Annotated in this window: 20 protein-coding genes; 3 read left to right on the forward strand and 17 right to left on the reverse strand. The window is 64.3% G+C overall.

Annotation, left to right across the window (positions count from 1 at the left end):
* Positions 1 to 4 precede the first annotated feature (4 nt).
* Positions 5 to 877 (forward strand): SDR family oxidoreductase, encoded by an 873-nt coding sequence (locus ACIP5Y_RS15525; RefSeq protein ID WP_400350646.1) that lies wholly within the window; start codon positions 5 to 7, stop codon positions 875 to 877.
* 132 nt (positions 878 to 1,009) lie between these two features.
* Here the strand turns inward: ACIP5Y_RS15525 and ACIP5Y_RS15530 are convergent, their stop codons facing one another.
* Positions 1,010 to 1,687, reverse strand: coding sequence for a hypothetical protein (locus ACIP5Y_RS15530; protein ID WP_400350647.1), 678 nt, complete (start codon positions 1,685 to 1,687; stop codon positions 1,010 to 1,012).
* A 134-nt stretch (positions 1,688 to 1,821) separates the two neighbouring features.
* Between ACIP5Y_RS15530 and ACIP5Y_RS15535 the strand changes: the two genes are divergently transcribed.
* The gene (locus ACIP5Y_RS15535) at positions 1,822 to 4,602 is read left to right on the forward strand and encodes an AAA domain-containing protein (protein WP_400350648.1); all 2,781 of its coding nucleotides are present in this window, start codon (positions 1,822 to 1,824) and stop codon (positions 4,600 to 4,602) included.
* A gap of 107 nt (positions 4,603 to 4,709) precedes the next feature.
* Here ACIP5Y_RS15535 and ACIP5Y_RS15540 read toward each other — a convergent pair whose 3' ends face one another.
* From ACIP5Y_RS15540 to ACIP5Y_RS15550, 3 genes are all read right to left on the reverse strand, one after another.
* Complete coding sequence (locus ACIP5Y_RS15540) at positions 4,710 to 6,134, reverse strand: APC family permease (RefSeq protein ID WP_400350650.1); 1,425 nt, start codon at positions 6,132 to 6,134, stop codon at positions 4,710 to 4,712.
* A 212-nt stretch (positions 6,135 to 6,346) separates the two neighbouring features.
* Complete coding sequence (locus ACIP5Y_RS15545; RefSeq protein ID WP_400350652.1) at positions 6,347 to 7,234, reverse strand: dihydrodipicolinate synthase family protein; 888 nt, start codon at positions 7,232 to 7,234, stop codon at positions 6,347 to 6,349.
* A gap of 3 nt (positions 7,235 to 7,237) precedes the next feature.
* Complete coding sequence (locus ACIP5Y_RS15550; protein ID WP_400350653.1) at positions 7,238 to 8,035, reverse strand: aldolase; 798 nt, start codon at positions 8,033 to 8,035, stop codon at positions 7,238 to 7,240.
* Positions 8,036 to 8,144: 109 nt separating this feature from the next.
* Here ACIP5Y_RS15550 and ACIP5Y_RS15555 point away from each other — a divergent pair, with 109 nt between their 5' ends.
* Positions 8,145 to 8,711, forward strand: coding sequence for a helix-turn-helix domain-containing protein (locus tag ACIP5Y_RS15555; protein ID WP_400350655.1), 567 nt, complete (start codon positions 8,145 to 8,147; stop codon positions 8,709 to 8,711).
* Positions 8,712 to 8,717: 6 nt separating this feature from the next.
* Here the strand turns inward: ACIP5Y_RS15555 and ACIP5Y_RS15560 are convergent, their stop codons facing one another.
* The 13 genes from ACIP5Y_RS15560 to ACIP5Y_RS15620 form a co-directional block, all read right to left on the reverse strand.
* Positions 8,718 to 10,031 carry an acyltransferase family protein gene (locus ACIP5Y_RS15560; RefSeq protein WP_400350657.1) on the reverse strand — a complete coding sequence of 438 codons (1,314 nt, stop codon included), beginning with the start codon at positions 10,029 to 10,031 and terminating at the stop codon, positions 8,718 to 8,720.
* A gap of 454 nt (positions 10,032 to 10,485) precedes the next feature.
* On the reverse strand, positions 10,486 to 10,875 hold the full coding sequence (locus ACIP5Y_RS15565) for a hypothetical protein (protein WP_400350658.1): 390 nt from the start codon (positions 10,873 to 10,875) through the stop codon (positions 10,486 to 10,488).
* A 19-nt stretch (positions 10,876 to 10,894) separates the two neighbouring features.
* Positions 10,895 to 11,881, reverse strand: a complete 987-nt coding sequence (locus ACIP5Y_RS15570; protein ID WP_400350660.1) for a hypothetical protein — start codon at positions 11,879 to 11,881, stop codon at positions 10,895 to 10,897.
* Positions 11,882 to 12,016: 135 nt separating this feature from the next.
* Positions 12,017 to 12,376, reverse strand: coding sequence for a hypothetical protein (locus tag ACIP5Y_RS15575; protein WP_400350662.1), 360 nt, complete (start codon positions 12,374 to 12,376; stop codon positions 12,017 to 12,019).
* A 44-nt stretch (positions 12,377 to 12,420) separates the two neighbouring features.
* Complete coding sequence (locus tag ACIP5Y_RS15580) at positions 12,421 to 12,753, reverse strand: hypothetical protein (RefSeq protein WP_400350664.1); 333 nt, start codon at positions 12,751 to 12,753, stop codon at positions 12,421 to 12,423.
* Between the two features lie 13 nt (positions 12,754 to 12,766).
* Positions 12,767 to 14,014 (reverse strand): hypothetical protein, encoded by a 1,248-nt coding sequence (locus ACIP5Y_RS15585; RefSeq protein ID WP_400350666.1) that lies wholly within the window; start codon positions 14,012 to 14,014, stop codon positions 12,767 to 12,769.
* Complete coding sequence (locus tag ACIP5Y_RS15590; RefSeq protein WP_400350667.1) at positions 14,011 to 14,697, reverse strand: hypothetical protein; 687 nt, start codon at positions 14,695 to 14,697, stop codon at positions 14,011 to 14,013. The genes ACIP5Y_RS15585 and ACIP5Y_RS15590 overlap by 4 nt, the downstream gene beginning before the upstream one ends.
* 3 nt (positions 14,698 to 14,700) lie before the next feature.
* Complete coding sequence (locus ACIP5Y_RS15595) at positions 14,701 to 15,120, reverse strand: hypothetical protein (protein ID WP_400350669.1); 420 nt, start codon at positions 15,118 to 15,120, stop codon at positions 14,701 to 14,703.
* A 13-nt stretch (positions 15,121 to 15,133) separates the two neighbouring features.
* The gene (locus ACIP5Y_RS15600; protein WP_400350671.1) at positions 15,134 to 15,523 is read right to left on the reverse strand and encodes a hypothetical protein; all 390 of its coding nucleotides are present in this window, start codon (positions 15,521 to 15,523) and stop codon (positions 15,134 to 15,136) included.
* Positions 15,523 to 15,819: a hypothetical protein gene (locus tag ACIP5Y_RS15605; RefSeq protein ID WP_400350672.1), complete on the reverse strand. Its 297-nt coding sequence runs from the start codon at positions 15,817 to 15,819 to the stop codon at positions 15,523 to 15,525. Before ACIP5Y_RS15605 ends, ACIP5Y_RS15600 begins: the two co-directional genes overlap by 1 nt.
* Positions 15,820 to 16,014: 195 nt before the next feature.
* A complete protein-coding gene (locus ACIP5Y_RS15610; RefSeq protein WP_400350674.1) occupies positions 16,015 to 16,872 on the reverse strand; it encodes a GH25 family lysozyme in 858 nt (285 codons plus the stop codon).
* Between the two features lie 184 nt (positions 16,873 to 17,056).
* On the reverse strand, positions 17,057 to 18,421 hold the full coding sequence (locus ACIP5Y_RS15615; protein ID WP_400350676.1) for a hypothetical protein: 1,365 nt from the start codon (positions 18,419 to 18,421) through the stop codon (positions 17,057 to 17,059).
* 12 nt (positions 18,422 to 18,433) lie between these two features.
* A complete protein-coding gene (locus ACIP5Y_RS15620) occupies positions 18,434 to 19,807 on the reverse strand; it encodes a hypothetical protein (protein WP_400350677.1) in 1,374 nt (457 codons plus the stop codon).
* Positions 19,808 to 19,822 lie beyond the last annotated feature (15 nt).

The raw sequence follows: 19,822 nt of genomic DNA on the forward strand, positions 1-19,822 counted from the left end.
GGTCATGAGCAGCACAGAGATTCGCACCGCCCGCCCGATCGTTCTCGTCACCGGCGCTACCGGCGCCGTCGGACGCCACCTCGTCGATACCCTTCTCGCCCGCGGAGCCTCGGTTCGGGCGCTGACCCGTAAGCCTGAGGATGCGAACCTGCCCGAGGGGGTCGATGTCGTCGTGGGTGATCTTGCCGATGCGTCGACTCTCGGAGCGGAGGTGTTCGAGGGTGTCGACCGGGTGTTCGTGTTCCCGGCACGCGGGATCGACGTTTTCCTCGACGCGGCCGTTGCCGCCGGCGTACACCGGTTCACGGTCCTGTCCTCGCTCGCCGCGGCAATGGAATTCCCCCGAGACCACGGCTCGGCGAGTCAGTTGCACCACAGCGCCATCGAAGCCGCCGTCACCGATCGCAGCGACGCGTGGACGATCCTGCGGCCCGGCACTTTTGCCAACAACCTGCTCGAATGGCGCTGGCAGATCAGCTCGGGCGCACCCATCCGAGCGCCGTACCTGGCATCGGCGCAGGCGCCGGTCCATGAATACGACGTGGCCGAGGCCGCCGCGGAGACGCTGCTCTCCCACGAGTACCTCGGGCAGATCATCGCCATCACCGGCCCCCAGGCGCTCACTCGCGCCGAGCAGGTCACCACACTCGCGGCGGCGATCGGCCGGGAGATCCCCCTGATCGAGATCACCGCCGACGAATTCCGCAGCGAGATGGCGCAATTCATCCCCCAGCCGATCATGAAGATGCTCCTCGACTACTGGAGCGACACCGCCACCACCCCCGACCGCGTACGCCCCGCCACCACCGTGACCGGCAAGCCCGGCCGCACCCTGGCCGAATGGGCCGCCGATCACCGAAAGGACTTCGGCGCCTGACCATTCCGGCAACCGTGAGATCGCCCCGTGCCTTCGGAGGAAGCCACGGGGCGATTTCGAACGACTCGGTGGACTTCGAGACTTCAGGTCTATGCAGACGGTGCGTACTTCTCGATGTATGCGGTACTCCGGCTATTCCCGCCGCGCTTTGTCCCGAGCGGCGTTCAACTGCTGCTGCAGCATGGTGCGATGCTGCTTCAGCCACGTCCGGTCCTCCCCCGAGACATCGGGGTGCAGGCACTTTGTGAGAGCTTTGAAGACGGACTCACGCAGGGCTGGCCCGACAGTGGCTAACAGCATTTCCGCCCAGCCCTCCACCACCGTCGACTGCATCGTTGCCACCCTCAGCCGCTCCTCGAGACCATCGCGCTCGTCTTCGAGTTCCTGGATCCGCCCATGCTGCCAGCGGGCGGCTTCTTCCATGGATCGGTACTTTCGTTCCCAGTATTCGGCGGAACTATGACCGTCGTCGTCGGGACGACGTTGGGACAGTATGTCCGGCTTGGCAACAGATGCCCCGAGCTGCTCCAATGCCGTACATAGGTCCACCATGACCTGGACGTCGGCAGTGATCCGCCAGTGGGAATCGGCTCTTTCCCAGCGCCGACTGGATCCCGGAACCGCCTTCTTCATCACGTCCAGAAGCTCGTGATCAGCTCGACTGAAGGCAATGGTCCACTCGCTGTCCGCGCCGTCGACTGTGACATTCACCCGCACCAAATCCCCCGTTTCGGTCACGTTCGGCGTTGCCTCACCCACTCCAACAATGCCCGAATTTTCCTCACTTGCAGTCGCTTTCATGGCCTTCAACGGACCCATCCTCGGATCAGCGAGCAATTGACACGACCGGCGCCGATCCCTAAAGGTGCAGTGCCACAATGGAAGACGCCGCAGGCAATCGCTCTGTACGCTTCTTGTGGCAGTAGCGGCAGGGAGGGGACGCGATGCTCGATCCACGGTTTGTGGCGGTCATCATCCGCCGGAAGGGGGACGCGGTTCCCGAGGACAAGACGCTGGAGATCAGCGCCTTCGAACCACGATCGACGCAGGCGCGGGTACGGTTCGGGAAGCCCAAGGACTACTGGTTCGGGTGGGACCGACTGGCAGTCCTCGAACGGCCGGCGCCGGTTCCGCTGGGACCGAATGTGTTGTTGTTCGTGGACGGATCCGCGGCGAACGCGACCGAGGCGCACCTTTTCACCGGGCCACCGGAGGTCGGATCGTGGTGGCATGTGATGAACAGCAAGGGCGAATGGAGCGCTTACGAAGCCGATCGAGTGCAGGCATTGCCGAACGCAGTGATCACCTCGCACTCCCGTGATGTCCTGGCGTACTGGCGTACGGTGGCCGAGAAGCTGACCGGCGATTCCGGTGTGCTACTCCGAAATCATAGGAACCTGAACTTCATTCACGCTGAAAGCGCGTTGGCCCACATCCTCGAACAGGCCCCGATCGAGCCCAGGCCGGACGACGCGATGCCGCTACCGGTATATCCGTTCCGCACCAACATCAGTCAGAGTGCGGCAGTGCTCAATGCGTTGCGGTATCCGATCTCGGTGATCGACGGCCCGCCCGGGACCGGGAAGACGCAGACGATCCTCAACATCATTGCCTCGGTGATCTGCCGGCCCGGCACGACCGTGGGGGTGGTGTCGTTCAGTAACTCCGCTGTCGACAATGTTTTCGAGAAGCTGACCAAGGAAGGCTTCGGGATGGTGGCGGCCAACCTGGGACGCGCCGACAAGCGGGACGAGTTCTTTGCCGCACAGGGACCGCGCAATGGTGTGGTCGACGCGATGTTGCGTGCCGGTTCGGCACCCGTTCGGGATGCCGCGGAACAGCTCGGCAAGGTGAATCGGCGGCTTTCCGCGCTACAGGAGCAGGATCGGCTGCGCGCCGAGCTACGGCATCAGCTGCACGGATATCAGTTGGAGCAGAGGCACTTTCAGTCGTTCTTCGAACGCGGTGAGGTACCAGAAGTCGACGATCTGCCGCTGTTGCGTCGCTACAGTGCGGGAAAACTGCTCGACTTCATCGATGCCACTGATCCGCGTTGGGCCCGTGATGGCGGCTGGGGCCGGGTGGTCGACGTGATGAACCGCTACTTCAAGTACCGGGCGCTCCGCAAGGTCGATGCCGGCGATATCGACGTCGTGCTACGGATCGAGCGGCTGTACTACGAGAAGAAGATCGATGAGCTCGAGCGGCGAGTCGAGCAGCTGAGCAAAACATTGGAGGGCAAAAGGTTCGACGAATTGTCGGCAGACCAGGCCCAGCTGTCCAAACAGCTGCTTCACGATGCGTTGTGTGCCAGGTATGGCTCAACGACCCGAATCATCTACGACCGGCGGTATCGGCAGAAGTTCGGACAGTTCACCCACGACTATCCGCTCATCCTGAGCACCTGCCATTCACTGCAGAACAGCATCGGACGCTCGGCCTTCCTGGACTATCTGATCATCGACGAAGCATCACAGGTGGATCTGGTGACGGTGGGCCCGGTCCTGGCATGTGCGCGGAACCTCATCGTTGTCGGTGATCTCGAACAGCTCCCGCCGGTCACGAAGGAGCTCGCCGATGCGCCGCCGGCACCCGATCCGGTTTTCGACTACCGGCGCAGCGTCCTGTCCTCGATCATCGATCGTTACGGCGATCAGGTGCCCCGGGTGATGCTGCGGGAACACTATCGGTGCGATCCGGACATCATCGAGTTCTGCAATCGGAAGTTCTACGACGGCAAGCTGATTCCGTATACGCGCAGCGCCACGAAGTTCGCTCCGATGACCGTGGTGCGGACCGCCTCCGGTAACCACATGCGCCGCATCCACGGCGATGACGACCCGAAGTCGAAGGGACGCAGCAACGAACGCGAGATCGACGTGATCCGGCATGAGGTCCTCCCTTGGCTATCCGCCGACATACCGCCACATGAGGTCGGGGTCACCACTCCGTACCGCCGTCAGGCCGACAAGGCGACCGATGCCCTGATCGATTCCATCGAATCCGATACCGTGCACAAATTCCAAGGGAGGGAAAAGAACGCGGTCGTCATGACCACGGTGCTGGACGACACCCCGAGCAGCCGGGCAGCTCTGGAATTCGCCGACGATCCTAAATTGATCAATGTGGCCGTATCCCGGGCAATGCGCTTGTTCGTCCTGGTGACCCACCCTTCCGAACTGCCGAAGAGCCGGCACCTGCGCGATCTGATCGGCTACATCCGATATCGGGATCCGAACAACGCCGTCGTCGACAGCGATGTGGTATCGATCTTCGACCTGCTGTATACCGACCGCGAGGAGCGGCAGCGTGCGCACCCGCATATCGGTTGGGGGCGTACCGAGTTTCCATCGGAGGACATCGCACTCACGATGCTGCAGAGCGTGCTCACCGAACCCGGCTACAACCATCTGGCGATACATCCACAGGTTTTCCTGCAGCATGTGTTCCCGCGCGGCCTGGACCAGCTCGACGACCGACACCGCGAATTCGTCCGGCGCCGAGCGTCATTCGATTTCGTCCTCTACAACCGGATCACCAACGCCAATATCTGTGCCATCGAGGTGGACGGCTTCCGCACCCACGAGGCGGATCCGAAGCAGCTCGCACGTGATGCAATGAAGAACGAGATCTGTCGGCGCTACCACTTCTCATTGCTGCGCTTGGCAACCACCGGAAGCAACGAAGCCGCACGGGTCCGCTACTTCCTCGACCGACTGCCCTGAAACCGCAGTCAGGGCACCTTGATTCGAGCAACGTCGCATCAGGTCCACAGTATGAGAACCGCCCGGGGCTTCGGATAAAGCTGCGGGCGGTTTCGGCGAGCGGTGGGTCAGGCGGGGGATTCGAGGTCGGTTTCTATTTGGGTGAGGATGCCGGGGTGACGGCGGGTGGAGAGGTAGAGCCAGGCGGCGCCGAGGAGGAGGTAGGTGAGGAAGAGGTAGGGGAAGAGGTTTATCGGCCAGGGTGGGAGGGGGTAGAAGCTGCCGATGGTGGGGACCAGGAGGAAGACGAAGGCCAGGGCGGAGATCAGCGTCGCGCGGCGGGTGAGGTCGCCCAGTTTTCGGAGGTACATCGGGGCGGCGACCGCGATCATGAAGTAGGCCAGGAGGAAACCGAAGGCTGCCAGGGTGCCGGCGTCGTTGAAGATGGTGAGGACGTCGGTTTGAGAGGACGAGATGGCGGGGACTGCCACCATCAGCACGATGTAGGCGGTCAGCGCGGGGGCGGGGGTTGCGTTGGCGGCGTGGGCTTTTCCGAGGGGGGCGGGGAAGAGCGAGTGGCGGGCCATGGGGTAGATGAGGCGGGCGCCGGCGTTGAGGCAGGACAGGGAGAGGGCGAAGAAGCTGATGGTGGCGCCCAGGTCGATAGGGAATTTGAAGTAGCCGACGCTTTCCAGGTCGGCGAGGGTGTTCAGGGGCATGGCCAGGGTGTCGAGGGTGGCGCTGGAGTTGCGGGTGCCGTAGACCTCGACGTAGCTCATCACCACGAAGAAGAGTCCGGCGATGACCAGGCTCCAGACCACGGCGCGCGGAATATTGCGCAGCGGATTGCGGGCCTCGCCGCCGAGGGCGGTGGCGCTCTCGAATCCGACGAGGCTGAAGATGCAGGCGACGACGGCGAGGCTCATGCCGCGCGCCGAGGTGCCGTGCAGTGACAATTGGGCGGTATCGACGTGAATTCCGTGGGCGAAGACCACCACGACGGCGAGCGCGAGAATGCACAGTACGGAGATGCCCTCCAGGGCCAGCGTGAGCATCGAGGACAGTCGGACATCCTTGACCGCCAGCGCCCATGCGATCGCCCCGAGTACGACGAAGAAGACGACCGACGGAATAGCGGTGTGAATTCCCATGAGGCTCAATAGTTCCCGGCCGAATATGGTGAATCCCGTCATTCCGGCGATGCCGATGAACAGATAACACCAGAGCAGCGTCCACCCCGACAGCACCCCGCTGACCGGTCCCAGACCGCGTCCGACGTAGGCGTACATCGAGCCGGGCGAGGTGGAACGCCGGGCGAACTGGTTGAGATTGAAGGCGACGAACAGCAGCATGCCGGTGCCGAAAAGGTACGCCATCCAGGTTCCCGAACCGGCGGAGGCGAAGGCGAGCGGGATGATGAGGGCCGCGGTCATGGTCGGTGAGATCAGTGCCACCGACTGGGCCAGCAGCGCCGGGAATCCCAGTGCTCCGGCCCGCAATCCGGCAGGGGGTGGGGCCGCCGCGGCCGCCGGCTGAATTTCTGTGTAGCTCATGCGATTTCCTTGCTCATTCCCCCGGAATATCTGGCACACACGAGTGTGGCGATATCGCATTTCACGCAGGCAGCCAGCCGTTAAAGAATGGTAAATAGGATCTCACGCAGCATTTTTCGTTATTCGATCGAATATGAACATGCCGAAAGGCCGCCGTTGCGTGGAGCGAATTCGCAACGGCGGGCCATATTTTCGATCTTCGGGCCGCGCGATCAGTCGCGCACGGCCTCGACGAGGATCTCCAATTCTTCGGCGAGTCCGGTCTCCAGCGCCAGCAGCGGCGGCCGCGGATCGCCCGCCTCGTAGCCGAGCGAGCGCAGACCGGCCTTCACCGTCGCGGGCAAGGGACGGCTGACCAGCATGCGCAACAGTGGCTCGAGCCGGGCGAACAGCTCATCGGCGCGCTCGATCTCACCGTCCCGCAGCAACTTCCAGAACCGGACCACCTGATCCGGCACCAGACAGGGTGCGGCCGTGCACCAGCCCGCAGCGCCGGCTTGGAAGGCACTGCGCGCCAGCGGATTACTGCCGTTGAAGAACGGAATTTCCCCGCCACCCAATTCGACGATGCGGTGCATGCGCGCGATATCGCCGGTCGATTCCTTGATCATGGTGATGTTCTCGACCTCGGCGACCAGCCCGACCAGGAATTCCGGTGACATGTCGATGCCGGTGGTGCCCGGGTTGTTGTAGGCCATCACCGGAATCCCCACCGATTCCGCCACCGCGGTGAAGTGCTGCCGCAGTTCGTTTTCGGTGAGTTTCCAGTACGAGATGGGCAGCACCATGATCGCGGTGGCCCCGCAGCTCTCGGCGATCCGGGCGCGCTTGATGGTGCCCGCGGTGGTCAGCTCGGACACGCCGACCACGGTCGGGACCCGCCCGGCGGTGTGCCCGACGGCTTCGCTCGCCACCGCGGTCCATTCGTCGTCGTCCAGATACGCACTCTCACCGGTGCTGCCGAGCGGTGCGATGGCCTCGACCCCGGCGTCGATCATTCGATCGATCAGGATGCGCAGGGCCGCGGCGTCGATCTTGTCCCCGTCGCCTGAGAACGGCGTCACCGGGTACGCCACGATTCCAGAAACAGTTGCAGGCATTGCTCACTCCGAATTGTCTTGCGCGAACACATCTGGATGACGCCGGAGTACCCGGCGCGCGTAGTAGGCGAAGTTCGCCGCACTCCGTTTGGGCCGCAGGGTCCAGTCGTGCGCCTCTTCGGCCAGCCGGGGCGGCAGCGGCTTGATCTCGCCCGCCGCCATGGCGAGCAGTTGGAGTTGCGCGGCGCGCTCGATGAGATGCGCCAGCGAGCACGCCTCTTCGATGGTCGAGCCGGCCACCAGCTGCCCGTGATGGGCGAGCAGGATGGCCCGCTTGCCGCCCAGGGCCGCGGAGATGATCTCGCCCTCCTCGTTGCCGACCGGCACGCCGGGCCAGTCGGGCAGGAACGCGCAGTCGTCGTAGAGGGGCGCGATGTCCATTTGCGAGACCTGTAAGGGGATTTCGAGCATCGACAGTGCCGCGGCGTGCAGCGGGTGGGTGTGCACGATGCAGTTCACGTCGGGCCGGGCCCGGTAGATCCAGCTGTGGAAGCGGTTGGCCGGGTTGGCCATTCCCGCGCCTTCCAGGACCGTCAGGTCCTCGTCGACGAGCAGCAGGTTGGCGTCGGTGATCTCGTCGAAGCCCAGTCCGAGCCGCTGGGTGAGGAAGGTGCCGGGCGCCTGCCCGCGCGCCGAGATCTGGCCGGCCAGCCCCGAGTCATGTCCGGCGTCGGAGAGCGCGCGGCAGGTCAGTGCGATCTTCTGCCGATCGGTCCAGTCGTCGGTGCGGAATTCGGTGCGCATGGCTTGCTCCGCGGCCGCCATCAGTTCGGATTTGCCCAGGTTCATCGTGGTAGCCAACGGCCCAGCTCCTTTGAAGACACGAAGTACTCGATAGGAAACCTTGTGTCATCAAGATACCCTGAGTTTCCTGACGCGCAACCCCGGCGCACAACGACAAGGAGTGAATGTGGCCGCGTTCCTGAGATCGCATCGCCGCCGAGCGGGCCTGTCGCTCGACGCCCTGGCCGAGCGCACGGGCCTGACAAAGAGCTATCTCTCGAAAATCGAACGCGGACTGAGCACCCCGTCCATCGCGGTGGCGCTGCGCATCTCACACGTGCTGAACGCCGATGTCGGCCAGCTCTTCTCGGACAATCCCGATCGCAGCGAGCTGATGGCCGTCGAGCGCAGCGCCGACCGCCCCGAACTCGCGCCCACCGGACCGGCGCACTATCAGCTGCTCGCCACCCAGATCGTCGGAAAGGCGATGCAGCCCTTCATCGTCACGCCCAGCACCGAGCCGGTCGCCGACCACACCGAGCATCACGGCGACGAGTTCGTCTTCGTCCACAAGGGCGCCGTCGAAGTCTCCATCCCCGGCAATGTCATCACCCTGAACGAGGGCGACAGCCTCTACTTCGACGCCGACACACCACACCGCCTGCGGTCCATCTCACCGCAGCGCGCGGAGGTGCTGATCGTCGTCCACGACCGCGACGGCGTGACCGGTGGACAGCAGGGAGGCCATCCGTAAGGCCTTTCAAGGTGCGTCCATCTTGGCGATCATTCGGTGGCCGAGGGTGTGGAAGGGTTTCTCGATCGCGTAGTAGGTCAACGTGGCGAGGGCGATCGCGGCGATCATCCAGCTGGACCAGGTGAGCCAGGTGGCGGGTATGCCGGCGAACGGCACTGTCCAGTGCGGCACGGCCTTCAGGATGAGGGGGTGGATCAGGTACAGCGAGAAGCTGATTCGGCCCAGGAAAAGCAGGGGGCGTGGGAAGGAGTGCCGGCGCAGTTGCAGTGCCGCCGCGAAGAGCAGGTAGGCGGCGATCAGAGTGAAGGCTTCCTTACGCCAGGTGACCGAGGCGCCGGTTGCCGGATCCACAGTGGGGTGTAGTTGGAGAAGTTTGAGGCCGAGGATCACGAATACGGCGAGCCAGAAGACTCGCCAGCCGAGCTTGGGAGTGATTTCGCCGGCCGTCATCCGGTAGAGCACCGTGCCGACGAACATCGTGGCGAAGATGACCGCGGAGTATCCCGACGGGCCGGGCTGGTTGAGGACCAACGGGATTGCGATGGCGGCGAGCAGGACCGCGGTGATGGCCGAGCGTCTGGTGGCCGCCCGGCGCGCGAAGAAGACCGCGACCGCCACTGTCGCGAGCGCCACCAGCAGGCGAGTGATGAGGTTCGCGTCGGCGCCGTTGACCATCGCGATGGGCAGGCCGATTCCGGCGAAGAGAATCGACCCGAGGGCGAGCACGGCCAGCGGCACCGATCGGCGGTTGAGCCCGCCGATCAACAGCAGTGATACGAACAGGTAGAACACCAGCTCGTAAGAGAGTGTCCAGCCGGGGATGAGCACCTGGGTATCGGGCGTGCCCAGGAAGAACTGCGCCATAGTGAAGTTCGTGGCCAGGTGCCAGCCGAAATTGGCCGTGAAGGCCGGTGGCAGGCTGTACCGGCCTACGGAATGCAGGATCATCGCCGCGATCAGGGCAATCCAGAACAGCGGGAACAGCCGGAAGAACCGGCCTACCCAGAACGCGCCCAGCGACCGGCCCCGCTCCAATGATGCGGGGATGATGAAGCCGCTGACGAGGAAGAAGACGAAAACGCCGAACTGGCCGGCCCCGAAGTCCGCCGCCGAGAACCGTGCGTAGCCCGGCCACACCAACTCCGCGCAATGCCCGATCACTACCGCCACGGCTGCCAACCCTCGAAGCGCATCCAGAAACTCGAACCGGCCGCCACTGGTGCGTGCCCTTTCTTCGACCGGCGCGATCGGATCCGCCACAGCCTCATCAGATTTCGTCACGCCAGGCCGCCGAGAGTTCGACCGATCTCCACAAAACACATAACTAGCGATCGTAGCCAGAGTCGACCCGTGACCACCGCCCGAAGGTTAGTCAGGATCGTCGGTCACCTGGAGCGACGATGGAACGCGTATCGGAACATTCGCCGTCGTCACAGGGCTTGCGGCTGGGATCGTTGCCGGGCTCGGACCCGCGGTGCTTCAGCACCACCAAGAAGCTGATCGAACCGCACGGCGTCACCGCCGCGAGCATCCACCACCAGCTCGTACTCAGCTGCTCCCCCAAACCCATTCGACCAGCTTCGCTCTCGAAACCACCCACCCGGACTCCAGCGCTAGCGCAATTTACAGCGCTCGCAGCCGAACTCGCCGAGCATCGGAACATCTGACACCCTCAGGTCCACGGCATGCATGAATCTCGCGGCGCCGAGCAACGGCGAAAACCGCCCGCAGCATTCGTGGACGCTGCGGGCAGTTACGACTGGTCCCGATTGGTTCAGCTGATAAAAATCGAGACCATCAGGCCGGAGGTGAGAGCTTGGCCGGTGCCGTTCTGATGCATCAGGACATCGAGGATGTCGCCGGGCTGCAGGATCGGTTGGGGGCCAACGGGAATGGGGACGGCTGTCTCAGGGGACAGCGTTGTACCCGCACCGACGGTCAGCGTTCCGAGAATGGCGATGGCCGTCCCGTTTCGCAGTTGCCGGACGCTGAAGGTGACATTGTTGGTCACCGCACCGGTGACCGTCTGATAGCTTGCCGGCGTGACGAGCTGGATATCGGTGACGGTGTCGCCGCTGTAGAAGGCCTGCGAGTACACGCCCGCCACGACCGCCGTATCCTGGCTCGCGGTGGCCAGCGCAGGCAGCGTCGCTGTGTAGATCATGGAGTCCTCGCTCGGGGGGTTACGTGATGGTCAACGCGCCGGAAGTCAAGGTTGCTTGATACAAGCTGTTGTAACTCTGCGTGTCTTGGATCTCGACCGTGAAAGTGTCATTGTTCGATACCAGCACCCCTACAGCACTGGTAGCCGCCGGGCTGGCGGTGGAATTGTTGCTGGTGGCAATCGGATTCGGATTGCCGTTTTGCTTGATTCGCACGGAGATCTGGCTCCCGAAGACCGAGTTGCCCGACGTGAACGAGATAGTGACCGCGACCGTGGCATTGCGTTTGGTTCCCTGCGCCACAAGCGCATTCGAGTTGACAACCGAGCCGGGATAGGTCGTCGTATTAGCCGTCCATCCGCCGATCTGTACCCAATTGCCGTTGTTCGGGCCGGGCTGGTTGCCATTCAGGATCATTCCCGACGGAGCCCACAGACTCGCCGCGAGCGCGCCGGTGGTGCCGTAGCCGGCGACGACACCGGTCGTCGCAGACAGGGCGCCCGTGCCGGTGGCCGCGAAATTGATATTCGGCGGCGGCGTCCACTGGGTAGCCAGCAATCCGTTGCCGCCGAAGGCAGCCGACACGGGTGCGCTCACCACGTTCGCCAGGACCGAGAGCGCGGCCGTGCAGCCATATGCCGCATCGGTGGCGGCCGCGGCGCCCGTGGCCGCGAACTGCGCGGAGACGACCGGGATGGCACCGGTCCCGAAGGCCAGCCCACAGCCCAGCGCGCCGGTTCCGGAGGAGGCGGCCGCCAGTTGCTGCTGAACGGTCATGGCGGCACTCAGGACACCGGTGGCGCCGCCCAGGGCGGTCACCAGGCCGGTGCTCGTGTAGGACGCGGCCGATGCACCGCTACCACCGAAGCTCGCGCGGATGAAGGGGAGAATAACCGGGACCGTGGACCCGTCGATGACGATGAGGGGGGTCGCCGGCGCGGACCGGATGATCGTCGCCGCGCTCGGCGCCGCGACGACGTTGGTGGGCGGCGCGGGCAGCGTTGCCACGATCGCCGCGGATGCAGAGCTCAACTGTGCCTCCGATGGTGGTTGTTGCGAGAGCCGGAAAAGCGCGCGACGCCGGCCATCTCGGCGAACACGAGATGGCCGACGCCGCGGCTCGGTCCCGGCGCCGGGCGCCTGTCAGCTGATGGAGAAGCTGGGGGTGACCAGCAGGGTGCCCGCGTTGGAGAGCTGGGTCGAGGCGATCTGGACGCGGTCGATGATGTTGCCGCCGGTGGCCGCGTTCCAGAGCGCGGCGTAGGTCCAGGTGCCGGCGGGCACGGTCATCGTCACCTGCTGGGCGGTCGCGTTGCCGCCCAGCGGCACCGGGTTCCACTTGACCGGCTGGCGGGCGTAGCCACTGCCGTTGGCTTCGGCGGTGAGGATGCCGGTCGGGCCGGGATCGGCGCTGTGGATCGAGAGGAACATGCCGGTGGGTGCGTTGATGTTGGTGTAGGCCTGGGCCAGAGTCTGCTGAGTCGAGGGGACGACGACGGACATGGATCGCTCCTTGTATGTGGTGGGTGAATTGACGTGACGACGGGCTACGTACGGATGACGGTGCCCTCGTACCAGGCATAACTGGCCGGCTGCGGGGTCTGGTAGGTGACCACCATGGTGTAGCGCGAGTTCGTCGGGATCGCGTCGCACGTGGTGTTGGGGATGTTCCAGCCGGCCTGAGCCGGGGTCACCGTCGCAGGCCACGACCAGGTGGCGCCGCTCGGTGAGGTGATGGTCAGGGAGACCTGGGTCCCTGCGGGGAACGTCGCCCCGCCGGACGGCTGGATCGTCTGTACGAAGCTGGCGCCGGTGGTCAGCTTCAGCGGTTCGATGGTCGGCTGATACCCGAGGAATCCCGGGTCGAATGGTGCGGTCACGTACTTCCTTTGGCTACTTCACCTGCTCGATGAGGCCGTTCAGCAGCACGGTGGCCGCTGCCGTCCCAGTGATGTCGACACCCAGATAGGCCTGGGCGCCGGCGGTATTCAGGGCGGTCGCCTGATTGACGGCCACGGGTGTGCCCGCGACGTTGTGGAATCCGGTGGTGCCGGTGCCGAGCGCTCGCGTCAGCGTCGCCAGTGAGGTAATCGCCCCGGCGGCAGCATCTTTCGCGTCGATCTGAACTTCGAAGACGACCTTGGCCACGTCGGCGGCGCCGGTCCCGATGAAGATCGCCGATTGGACCACCGGGTCCGCCGAGCCGCCGTTCGCGCCAAAGCGGACGTTGACGGTCGTGGTGCTCGCGGTCGCGGGGTTGGCGAAGTCCAGGGTGATCCGGAATCTCGACCCGCCTGCGAGGAGCGACGGTTTCAACGGCATGCTGCCGAGGTAAGCCGTTGCTGCGGGCAAGGTCTGGCGAGGGAAGGTCACGGCGGCCAGCGGCCCGGCGTTGGGGGCGATACCCGCATTCCCGGGCACTGCACGTCCCGTCGCGGCGAGGAAGTGCGACCACTTCGCAACCGCGTCGGAGGACGATGCCGTGGAATTCTCGCAGAACGCGAAATTGCCTGCGTACTTGGCGATCCGGGCATCCGCCACGGTGGTGATGGAACCGTCGGGAAGTCGCAGCGTCGCGGTCGAGCCGACGATCCATGCCTGCATCTCGTACTGAGTTCCCGGGATCATTCCGCCGGGGAGAGCGAGGCTTCCGCTCGCCAGTACCACCTGCCCGGTATTCCCGTTGTCCACACCCGCCGACACGGCGAACGCCCAGGTGGTCGGGGTACAGAAGAAGCGCATTGCCATCGACGGCATCGACTTGAAGTTGATCGGTCGATTGCAGATCCCCAGCGCGGCAACACCGTTCGGACCGGTAGTGGTGAAGGTGAACCGACCGCCGACCTGGGTCACGATCGAGCCGAGGTTCGGGGTGCCGAAGTAGCAGTCCGACACACCGGCGGGTGGCGTGCTCGACAGAGTCAAGTAACCGCCCGAGACCCGCCAGGAACCGCCGGTCGTCGCCGTCAGCACCTCCTGTCCCGAGGACAGCGCGCCGGGCGATCCTGCCGAATCCGGCAGATCTGCGAAGTAGGAAAAAGCTTGCGGCAGTGGATGAGCCGAGTCGCGGGAATTGATCGCGAGCGCGCCGGCGGTGAGCTGGCCAAGCAGCGTCGGCGAGCTCGACAGCGGCCCCGTCACGAGTTCACCGCACCGGTCACGACCATGTCGACGCAACCCGGGAACGACGCGAACGCGGCCAGTCCGTCGCCGGGACCGAGCATCGCGTTGCCGATGTAGGGCGCCAGTGACAGGGTGTCGTTCATGTTGAGGTTGTAGGCGTTGATGACCCGGTGGGTGCCGTCGGTGACGGTGCCACCGCTCTTCACAAGCGAGACATACACCTTCACCGCCTGCCCGAACGCTGACGCCGTGGGCGGAACCTGGGCAGCGCCCGCCGCACCGGTGTCGATGAAGGAGGTGCCGGTGGCGGTGAACTTGATGTTCTCACCACCTGCCGCGGTGCCGCGGTAGATGTTGTAGCTGACCGCGCCGCCGACCGGCGCCCACGACAGCTGCACCGACGACACACTGCTGCCGACTACCGCCGAAACCTCGTTGGAGGCAAGGGATTCACCAGCGGCCGACACCGCGGTGACGACCCAGAAGTAGGTGCCGGCGGCGAGTGTGCCGCCGCCGCTGAGCGAGCCGAGCGTCAGCGTCGGCGTCAGCTGGTTGGATACGTTGGTCAGCGTGCCCTGGGTGATCTTCGCCGATGCGGTGACAGTCGGCGAGTACAGCACGGTCTCGATGTTGGAAAGCTGCTGGGAGACCAGCACCTGCGGCGCGATCGACGACGCAGTGAGCAAGTTGTTGCCGGACACGGTTCAGACTCCTAGGACCATAGCGAGAGCGAGAGCGGAAGAATTGACTGTGGGAGTGACGGACGGCGTCGGGGCTGTCTGCGTCGGCAGGCCCAGGCGCACGACCGTGCCCATGTACCAGGGGTAGGTCGTGACCGGCGTCCCTGGGTAGCCGACCATGATGCTGTAGCGGGAATTGCCGGGGATCGCGTCACACGTGGCGTTCGGGACGTTCCACGATGCACCCGCCGAAGTGACTGTGGCGGGCCAGCTTCCGAGCGGAATCCCGCTCGGGTCGGTGAACTGCAGCGTCACCGTGGTGCCGGCAGCGAAGGCCGGACCCAATGGCTGGATCGTCTGCACGAAACTCGCGCCCGTCGTGAGAGTGAGTGGTTCGATGATCGGTTGATAACCCAGGTAGCCCGGGTCGGTTGGTGAGGTCATGGCGATGTCTCCGTCAGCCAGCGTTGTGTTGTACTTCGTCCATCAGTTCGCGCGACATGTTCAGATCCGGAATGCGGCCCGCGCGGGCCGCGTCGATCACGCCACGCAGCACTCCCAGCGCTTCGCGGAAAAGCCCGGTGACACGGTTCAATTCGCGAATCGATGCCTCCTGCGCCGCCTCCACCGCGTCGAGACGTACGGTGACGTCCTTCAGGTCGGAGGAAACCCGCGACAGCGTCGTCAGCGCCATCTCGTTGACGTCCTTCGCCGCCGCCACCTCGTAACGCATGTTCTCGATGGGCTGGAACTTGCGCGCCCGCATCCAAGCGAACAGCGCCGAAACACCTGTGCCACCTAGAAACAGCGCCCCGGTGAGCACCGTGTGGATATCGAAGAATGCCATCAGGCCGCTCCCGAACCCGACATACCGGCGAGCTCAGCGGCTTCCGCTTCGAGTGCGGGTTCGTTGTGCACGATCCACACGTTCAGGGTGCGAAGCGCTTCCATGGCGGTCAGCAGGGCCGCTCCCACTCCCGCAACATCGGCCGGAGCGAACTGGAACAGCGCCACGGATACCGCGAGGATATTGGTTATGCCCCCGAGCAGCGAAACGACAGCTTTCGCATTGCGAGCCACGAATACGCCCGCAGCGTTCTGTCTCTGAATACTCGTGCTGTGCTGCGCATCAGTCGGCGCCATGAAAACTCCTGGATAATAAGGTCATACGGCGGTCATGGCGCCATGACTGAAGTGAAAGAATGGCCGGAACATGGAACCGGCGAGGCTGAAAAGCATTTATCGGCAGCTATTCTCGACTACATCGATCGTAACGACGTGTGCATGACATCCCGGTGGAAACGACCAACAGTCGAGATGTGCTCGCCGGCAGCGTTGTTACGCTGCCGGCGGCGGCGCGGCGGCTGTGGTGCCGCTCGGCGCATTGCCGCTGATGTCACCCCGCAGCCCGGCGATCGCATCGACGAGGGTCAGGCTCTGCCCCTGGGCGTTCTTGCCCAGCTGCGGCCAGCCCTGCCCATCGGGACCGCGCAGCTGCTCCCAGATCTCCTGGACTTTTTCGAGCAGGTCCGCCTGCTGCACATCGGTCAGTGCCATGAGAACTCCCTGAGTAGTGGATAGTGTCAGGCCCAACATCGCCCTCAGCCGGTCGAATGTGCCCGCGAAGGCATTCACGTCGATGAGATTTCCCGCGACAGATGCCTGATCGGTGAATTGCAGAATGTCGACGTTCTTGCCGCCGAACCCGGTCCAGTAGCCGGTCCCGTCGCCCGGGTACAGCGCCGCCGCCGGTCCCGAACCCGCGACATAGCTGGACTGGATCAGCCCCGGCACTCGCGACAGGTCGGGGGATCCGATCTGCTGCCAGTACCAATGGGGGATATAGGACAGGTTGATCGTCCGCCCGAGCGCGTTGACCGCGTCGACGAACGCCCAGAAGGTATCGATGTCACCGGATCCGGCCTCGAAGTCGATCATGGTCGCCGCGTCGCCGAGGTGCGAGACAAACAGCTCCGCTTGCGCATTCACATCGCAATCGGCGCGAAGGTAGTGGTACCCCGCGACGAGCAGCCCATTGGCATGTGCCGCATCGCGATAGTCCGGCCAGGTGTAGTCGACGAACCCGTCGCCTTCGGAGACCTTGGCGAACACGAATTGAAAACCCTCGCGGGCGACTTCGGCCAAATCGATATTCGGTCCATTATTGTTGGAGATGTCGATACCGAAGATCGTCACGCTCGCCTCCAAAAGAAATTGCACATACGTGGGATTCGGCAATAGTTCGCGTCAACGCCATCGGATCACATGAGGGCGATCCGGAAATTTGTTGTGACGCAATAAATTACCAACGCTGCCGAGCGTAGCAACGAGCGCGTTGCAGACCCGCTCGAACGACCAACAGCCGCCTGGGCGCAGACGATCAGTAACTGATGAACGCGCCGTCGAAGTAGGTGTTCGGGCCGATGATCGTGGCGTTGGCCGAGAGGAAATAGCCCGGGCAGACAACCGACCCCGCTGCGAGGTAGACGATGAACGTCTCGGCGGCCGAATAGCTGAGCGCGCCCGAGTTGTATCCCGACCGCAGATTCGTCCACGGCCCGGCCGTGCTGGGAGCCCACCACAGGTCAGCGCCGGCAATGGCGGCAGCGACGACGTCCGTGGCCGAGGCCTTCAGGTTGTACACGACCGATATGGCGTACCAACCGGCCTTGTTCACCTGGACTTGGCCGAGACCCAGATCGATGATCGTCACGTTGCTCGGCGGCACCGCGTTCGTATCGAATGTCTTTGCCGGAAAACGGACTTCACCGCTGGGTGCGCTGACCGACGAGGACAGGCACCGCAGGCTCCAGCCGGTTCCCGACACGGTCGGCGCGGCCAGGTCGGCGGCGGTCAATCCGACGAGATTGAACGAGAACGACCAGCGCAGGCCGGTCCAGGAATACTGGCTGCCGAACCCGAAACAACGATTCGCCTGTCCGACCGGGCTCACCTTCTGAATGTCGTTCGCCGAGGCCACGGACGCGCCGTTCACCAGCACCTGGTAGGTGGTACCGACGCAATCGAGCGTCACCGTGTCACCGGTGTGCACCGAGGCCGGGACCGCCGCCCAATTCGCGTAGGTGAAGTTACTACCGGAACGAGTACCGCACCCGAGCGACACTTGGGAGCGGGTGACCGTAGCGAATACGAAGGTCGACAGATCCGAGGCCGCACGTGCGATGAGAACCGCGCCTGCAAGATCGGAGTTGCGGTCGGTACCCATGACCGCCGAAATCGCTTGATCGTCGGTTTGTGTTGTGTGAGCGGTGTTTACGGCGAGTACGTAGCCGGTGTTCTGGTCGCCGTTCTGGTTCAGTCCCACCTCGCCGTTGGCGACCACCAGATCTGCGACGGGGCCGTTTTTGAAGGTTTGGTAGTCGGGCCCGAGCGTGGATCTGTTGAAGCTGTCGGTGAAGACGCTGCCGCCGTTGGCCTGCGCCTTCTGGCCCGCCAACAAGCCGCTGATCGCGGTGGAGTTGGCGGCCGTCGAGCCCTGCGCCGCGCCGGCCGTCGAATTCGCGGTACTCGCACCGGACTGCGCATTGGTGGCGGCGTTCAAGGCATTCTGCGTGGCCGCGTTCATGCTGCCGCCCCCGCTGGAGGCGCCGGCGTAGGCGTTCGTGACGCTCGAGACCACCGATGCCTGTGCTGACGCGACGGTCACGGCCTGCAATGCCGAGATATTGCCGCCCCCAGTGCCGGTGTATGCGCCTGCCGGAACGGATTTGTCGGGTGATGTCATGGGTTCTCCGCCCTAGAGCCAGTTCAGCAGTGCGCCGTCGAAACAGATGAACGGACCGATCAGCGAATTGGATGTATTGGTGGACAGGCCCGGCGCGACGACAGCCCCCTTCGGGAGGTAGACGACGAATGAGCCGGCCGTGCAGGAGCTGTTGGGGAGCCCGCCGCCGTTGCCGTCGGTGTCCCAAGGAATGCCCAAGGCGCCCGGCCGCAGCATGTTCCATGTGCCGCCGAGACTCGGCACACTCCATAGTTCGGTGCGCATCGCGTAGTCGAGATTGGCGAAGTTGAACGTGGCGGAGATCAGGTACCACCCCGCGCGGTTCACCTGGACCTGCCCGGCACCGACACTGATGATGGTCACGTTGGCGGCCTGGCGAACGGTGTCGAATACCCCGTTTAGCCGCTGCAGCGCACCAGCGGGCTGAGTGACACCCGTGGTGCTGCCTCGGACGAGGCTCCATCCGATGCCGGTAGCGGCAGCGGGTTGCTGGTCGGCCGCGGCCATGGATGCGAAGGAGAACGAGAATTTCCCCGAGCCGAACGAGCAGCCGAAACCCACGGATCGGTGGCCGACGCCGGTGGGGACAGTCCCGGCGGTATCGGAAAAACCGAGGACGGGAACATTGTTCACCAGCACCTGGTAGTTGCTGCCGACGGCGGTGAGGGTCACGGTGTCGCCGGAATTGACGGTCGTCGAAGTCGAGGTCCAGGTGTTGTAGGTAGCGGTGCCGCCACTCAACGTTCCGGAGCCGATGCCGATCGTGCCCGAGAGGACCGCGGCGTAGACGAAAGTGGCGAGAGCAGGGTCCGAGCGCAGGACGATCGCGCTGCCGACTGTGGCGGCATTGTTGGCCGCGCCCATCACCATCGAGACCGACTGATCGTCTGTCTGCAAGGGGGTGGTATTCAGCGCGAATGCGGTGCCCGTGTTCTGGTTGCTGCCATTGGGATCCAGATTGACCTGGTTATTGGCGATAGTCAGATTCGCTACCGTGCCGGACTTGATCTGGTTGTAGTTGGGTCCCAGCGTCGTCCGGGCGAAGTTGTCACTGAGCGAGATGCCGGGCGTACTGGGCGGTGCGGGCGGCGGTAACAGCGCGGAGACGGACGCGGAGTTGGCCGCGGCCGTTTTCTGCGCGGCCGATGCCGTCGACTGCGCAGTGCCCGAACCGGAGGCCGCGGCCTGAGCCTGCGCCGAGGAGGTCGCGTTGGCACCGCTCATGTTCTGGGTCGCGTTGCTCGCACCCTGGTACGAACTCAGGAGATTGGCGATGGTCGACTGCTGGATTCCGCCCCAGTTCACGGACTGCAGGTTGGCGACGTTGTTCGGCGCCGACGACCCGACATACGCGCCGGAGGGAACCTTCCCGTCGGGTGAGGTCATCGAATGTCCTTAGGA

This window comes from Nocardia sp. NPDC088792, assembly GCF_044750615.1.
Taxonomy (GTDB): Bacteria; Actinomycetota; Actinomycetes; order Mycobacteriales; family Mycobacteriaceae; genus Nocardia.

Coding starts and splice junctions, on each gene's coding strand:
- ACIP5Y_RS15565 (WP_400350658.1), bottom strand. CDS start 10,875: ATGATCTACACAGCGACGCTGCCTGCGCTGGCCACCGCGAGCCAGGAT.
- ACIP5Y_RS15600 (WP_400350671.1), bottom strand. CDS start 15,523: ATGGCATTCTTCGATATCCACACGGTGCTCACCGGGGCGCTGTTTCTA.
- ACIP5Y_RS15615 (WP_400350676.1), bottom strand. CDS start 18,421: ATGACATCACCCGACAAATCCGTTCCGGCAGGCGCATACACCGGCACT.
- ACIP5Y_RS15595 (WP_400350669.1), bottom strand. CDS start 15,120: ATGACCTCACCAACCGACCCGGGCTACCTGGGTTATCAACCGATCATC.
- ACIP5Y_RS15605 (WP_400350672.1), bottom strand. CDS start 15,819: ATGGCGCCGACTGATGCGCAGCACAGCACGAGTATTCAGAGACAGAAC.
- ACIP5Y_RS15575 (WP_400350662.1), bottom strand. CDS start 12,376: ATGTCCGTCGTCGTCCCCTCGACTCAGCAGACTCTGGCCCAGGCCTAC.
- ACIP5Y_RS15535 (WP_400350648.1), top strand. CDS start 1,822: ATGCTCGATCCACGGTTTGTGGCGGTCATCATCCGCCGGAAGGGGGAC.
- ACIP5Y_RS15540 (WP_400350650.1), bottom strand. CDS start 6,134: ATGAGCTACACAGAAATTCAGCCGGCGGCCGCGGCGGCCCCACCCCCT.
- ACIP5Y_RS15545 (WP_400350652.1), bottom strand. CDS start 7,234: ATGCCTGCAACTGTTTCTGGAATCGTGGCGTACCCGGTGACGCCGTTC.
- ACIP5Y_RS15620 (WP_400350677.1), bottom strand. CDS start 19,807: ATGACCTCACCCGACGGGAAGGTTCCCTCCGGCGCGTATGTCGGGTCG.
- ACIP5Y_RS15525 (WP_400350646.1), top strand. CDS start 5: ATGAGCAGCACAGAGATTCGCACCGCCCGCCCGATCGTTCTCGTCACC.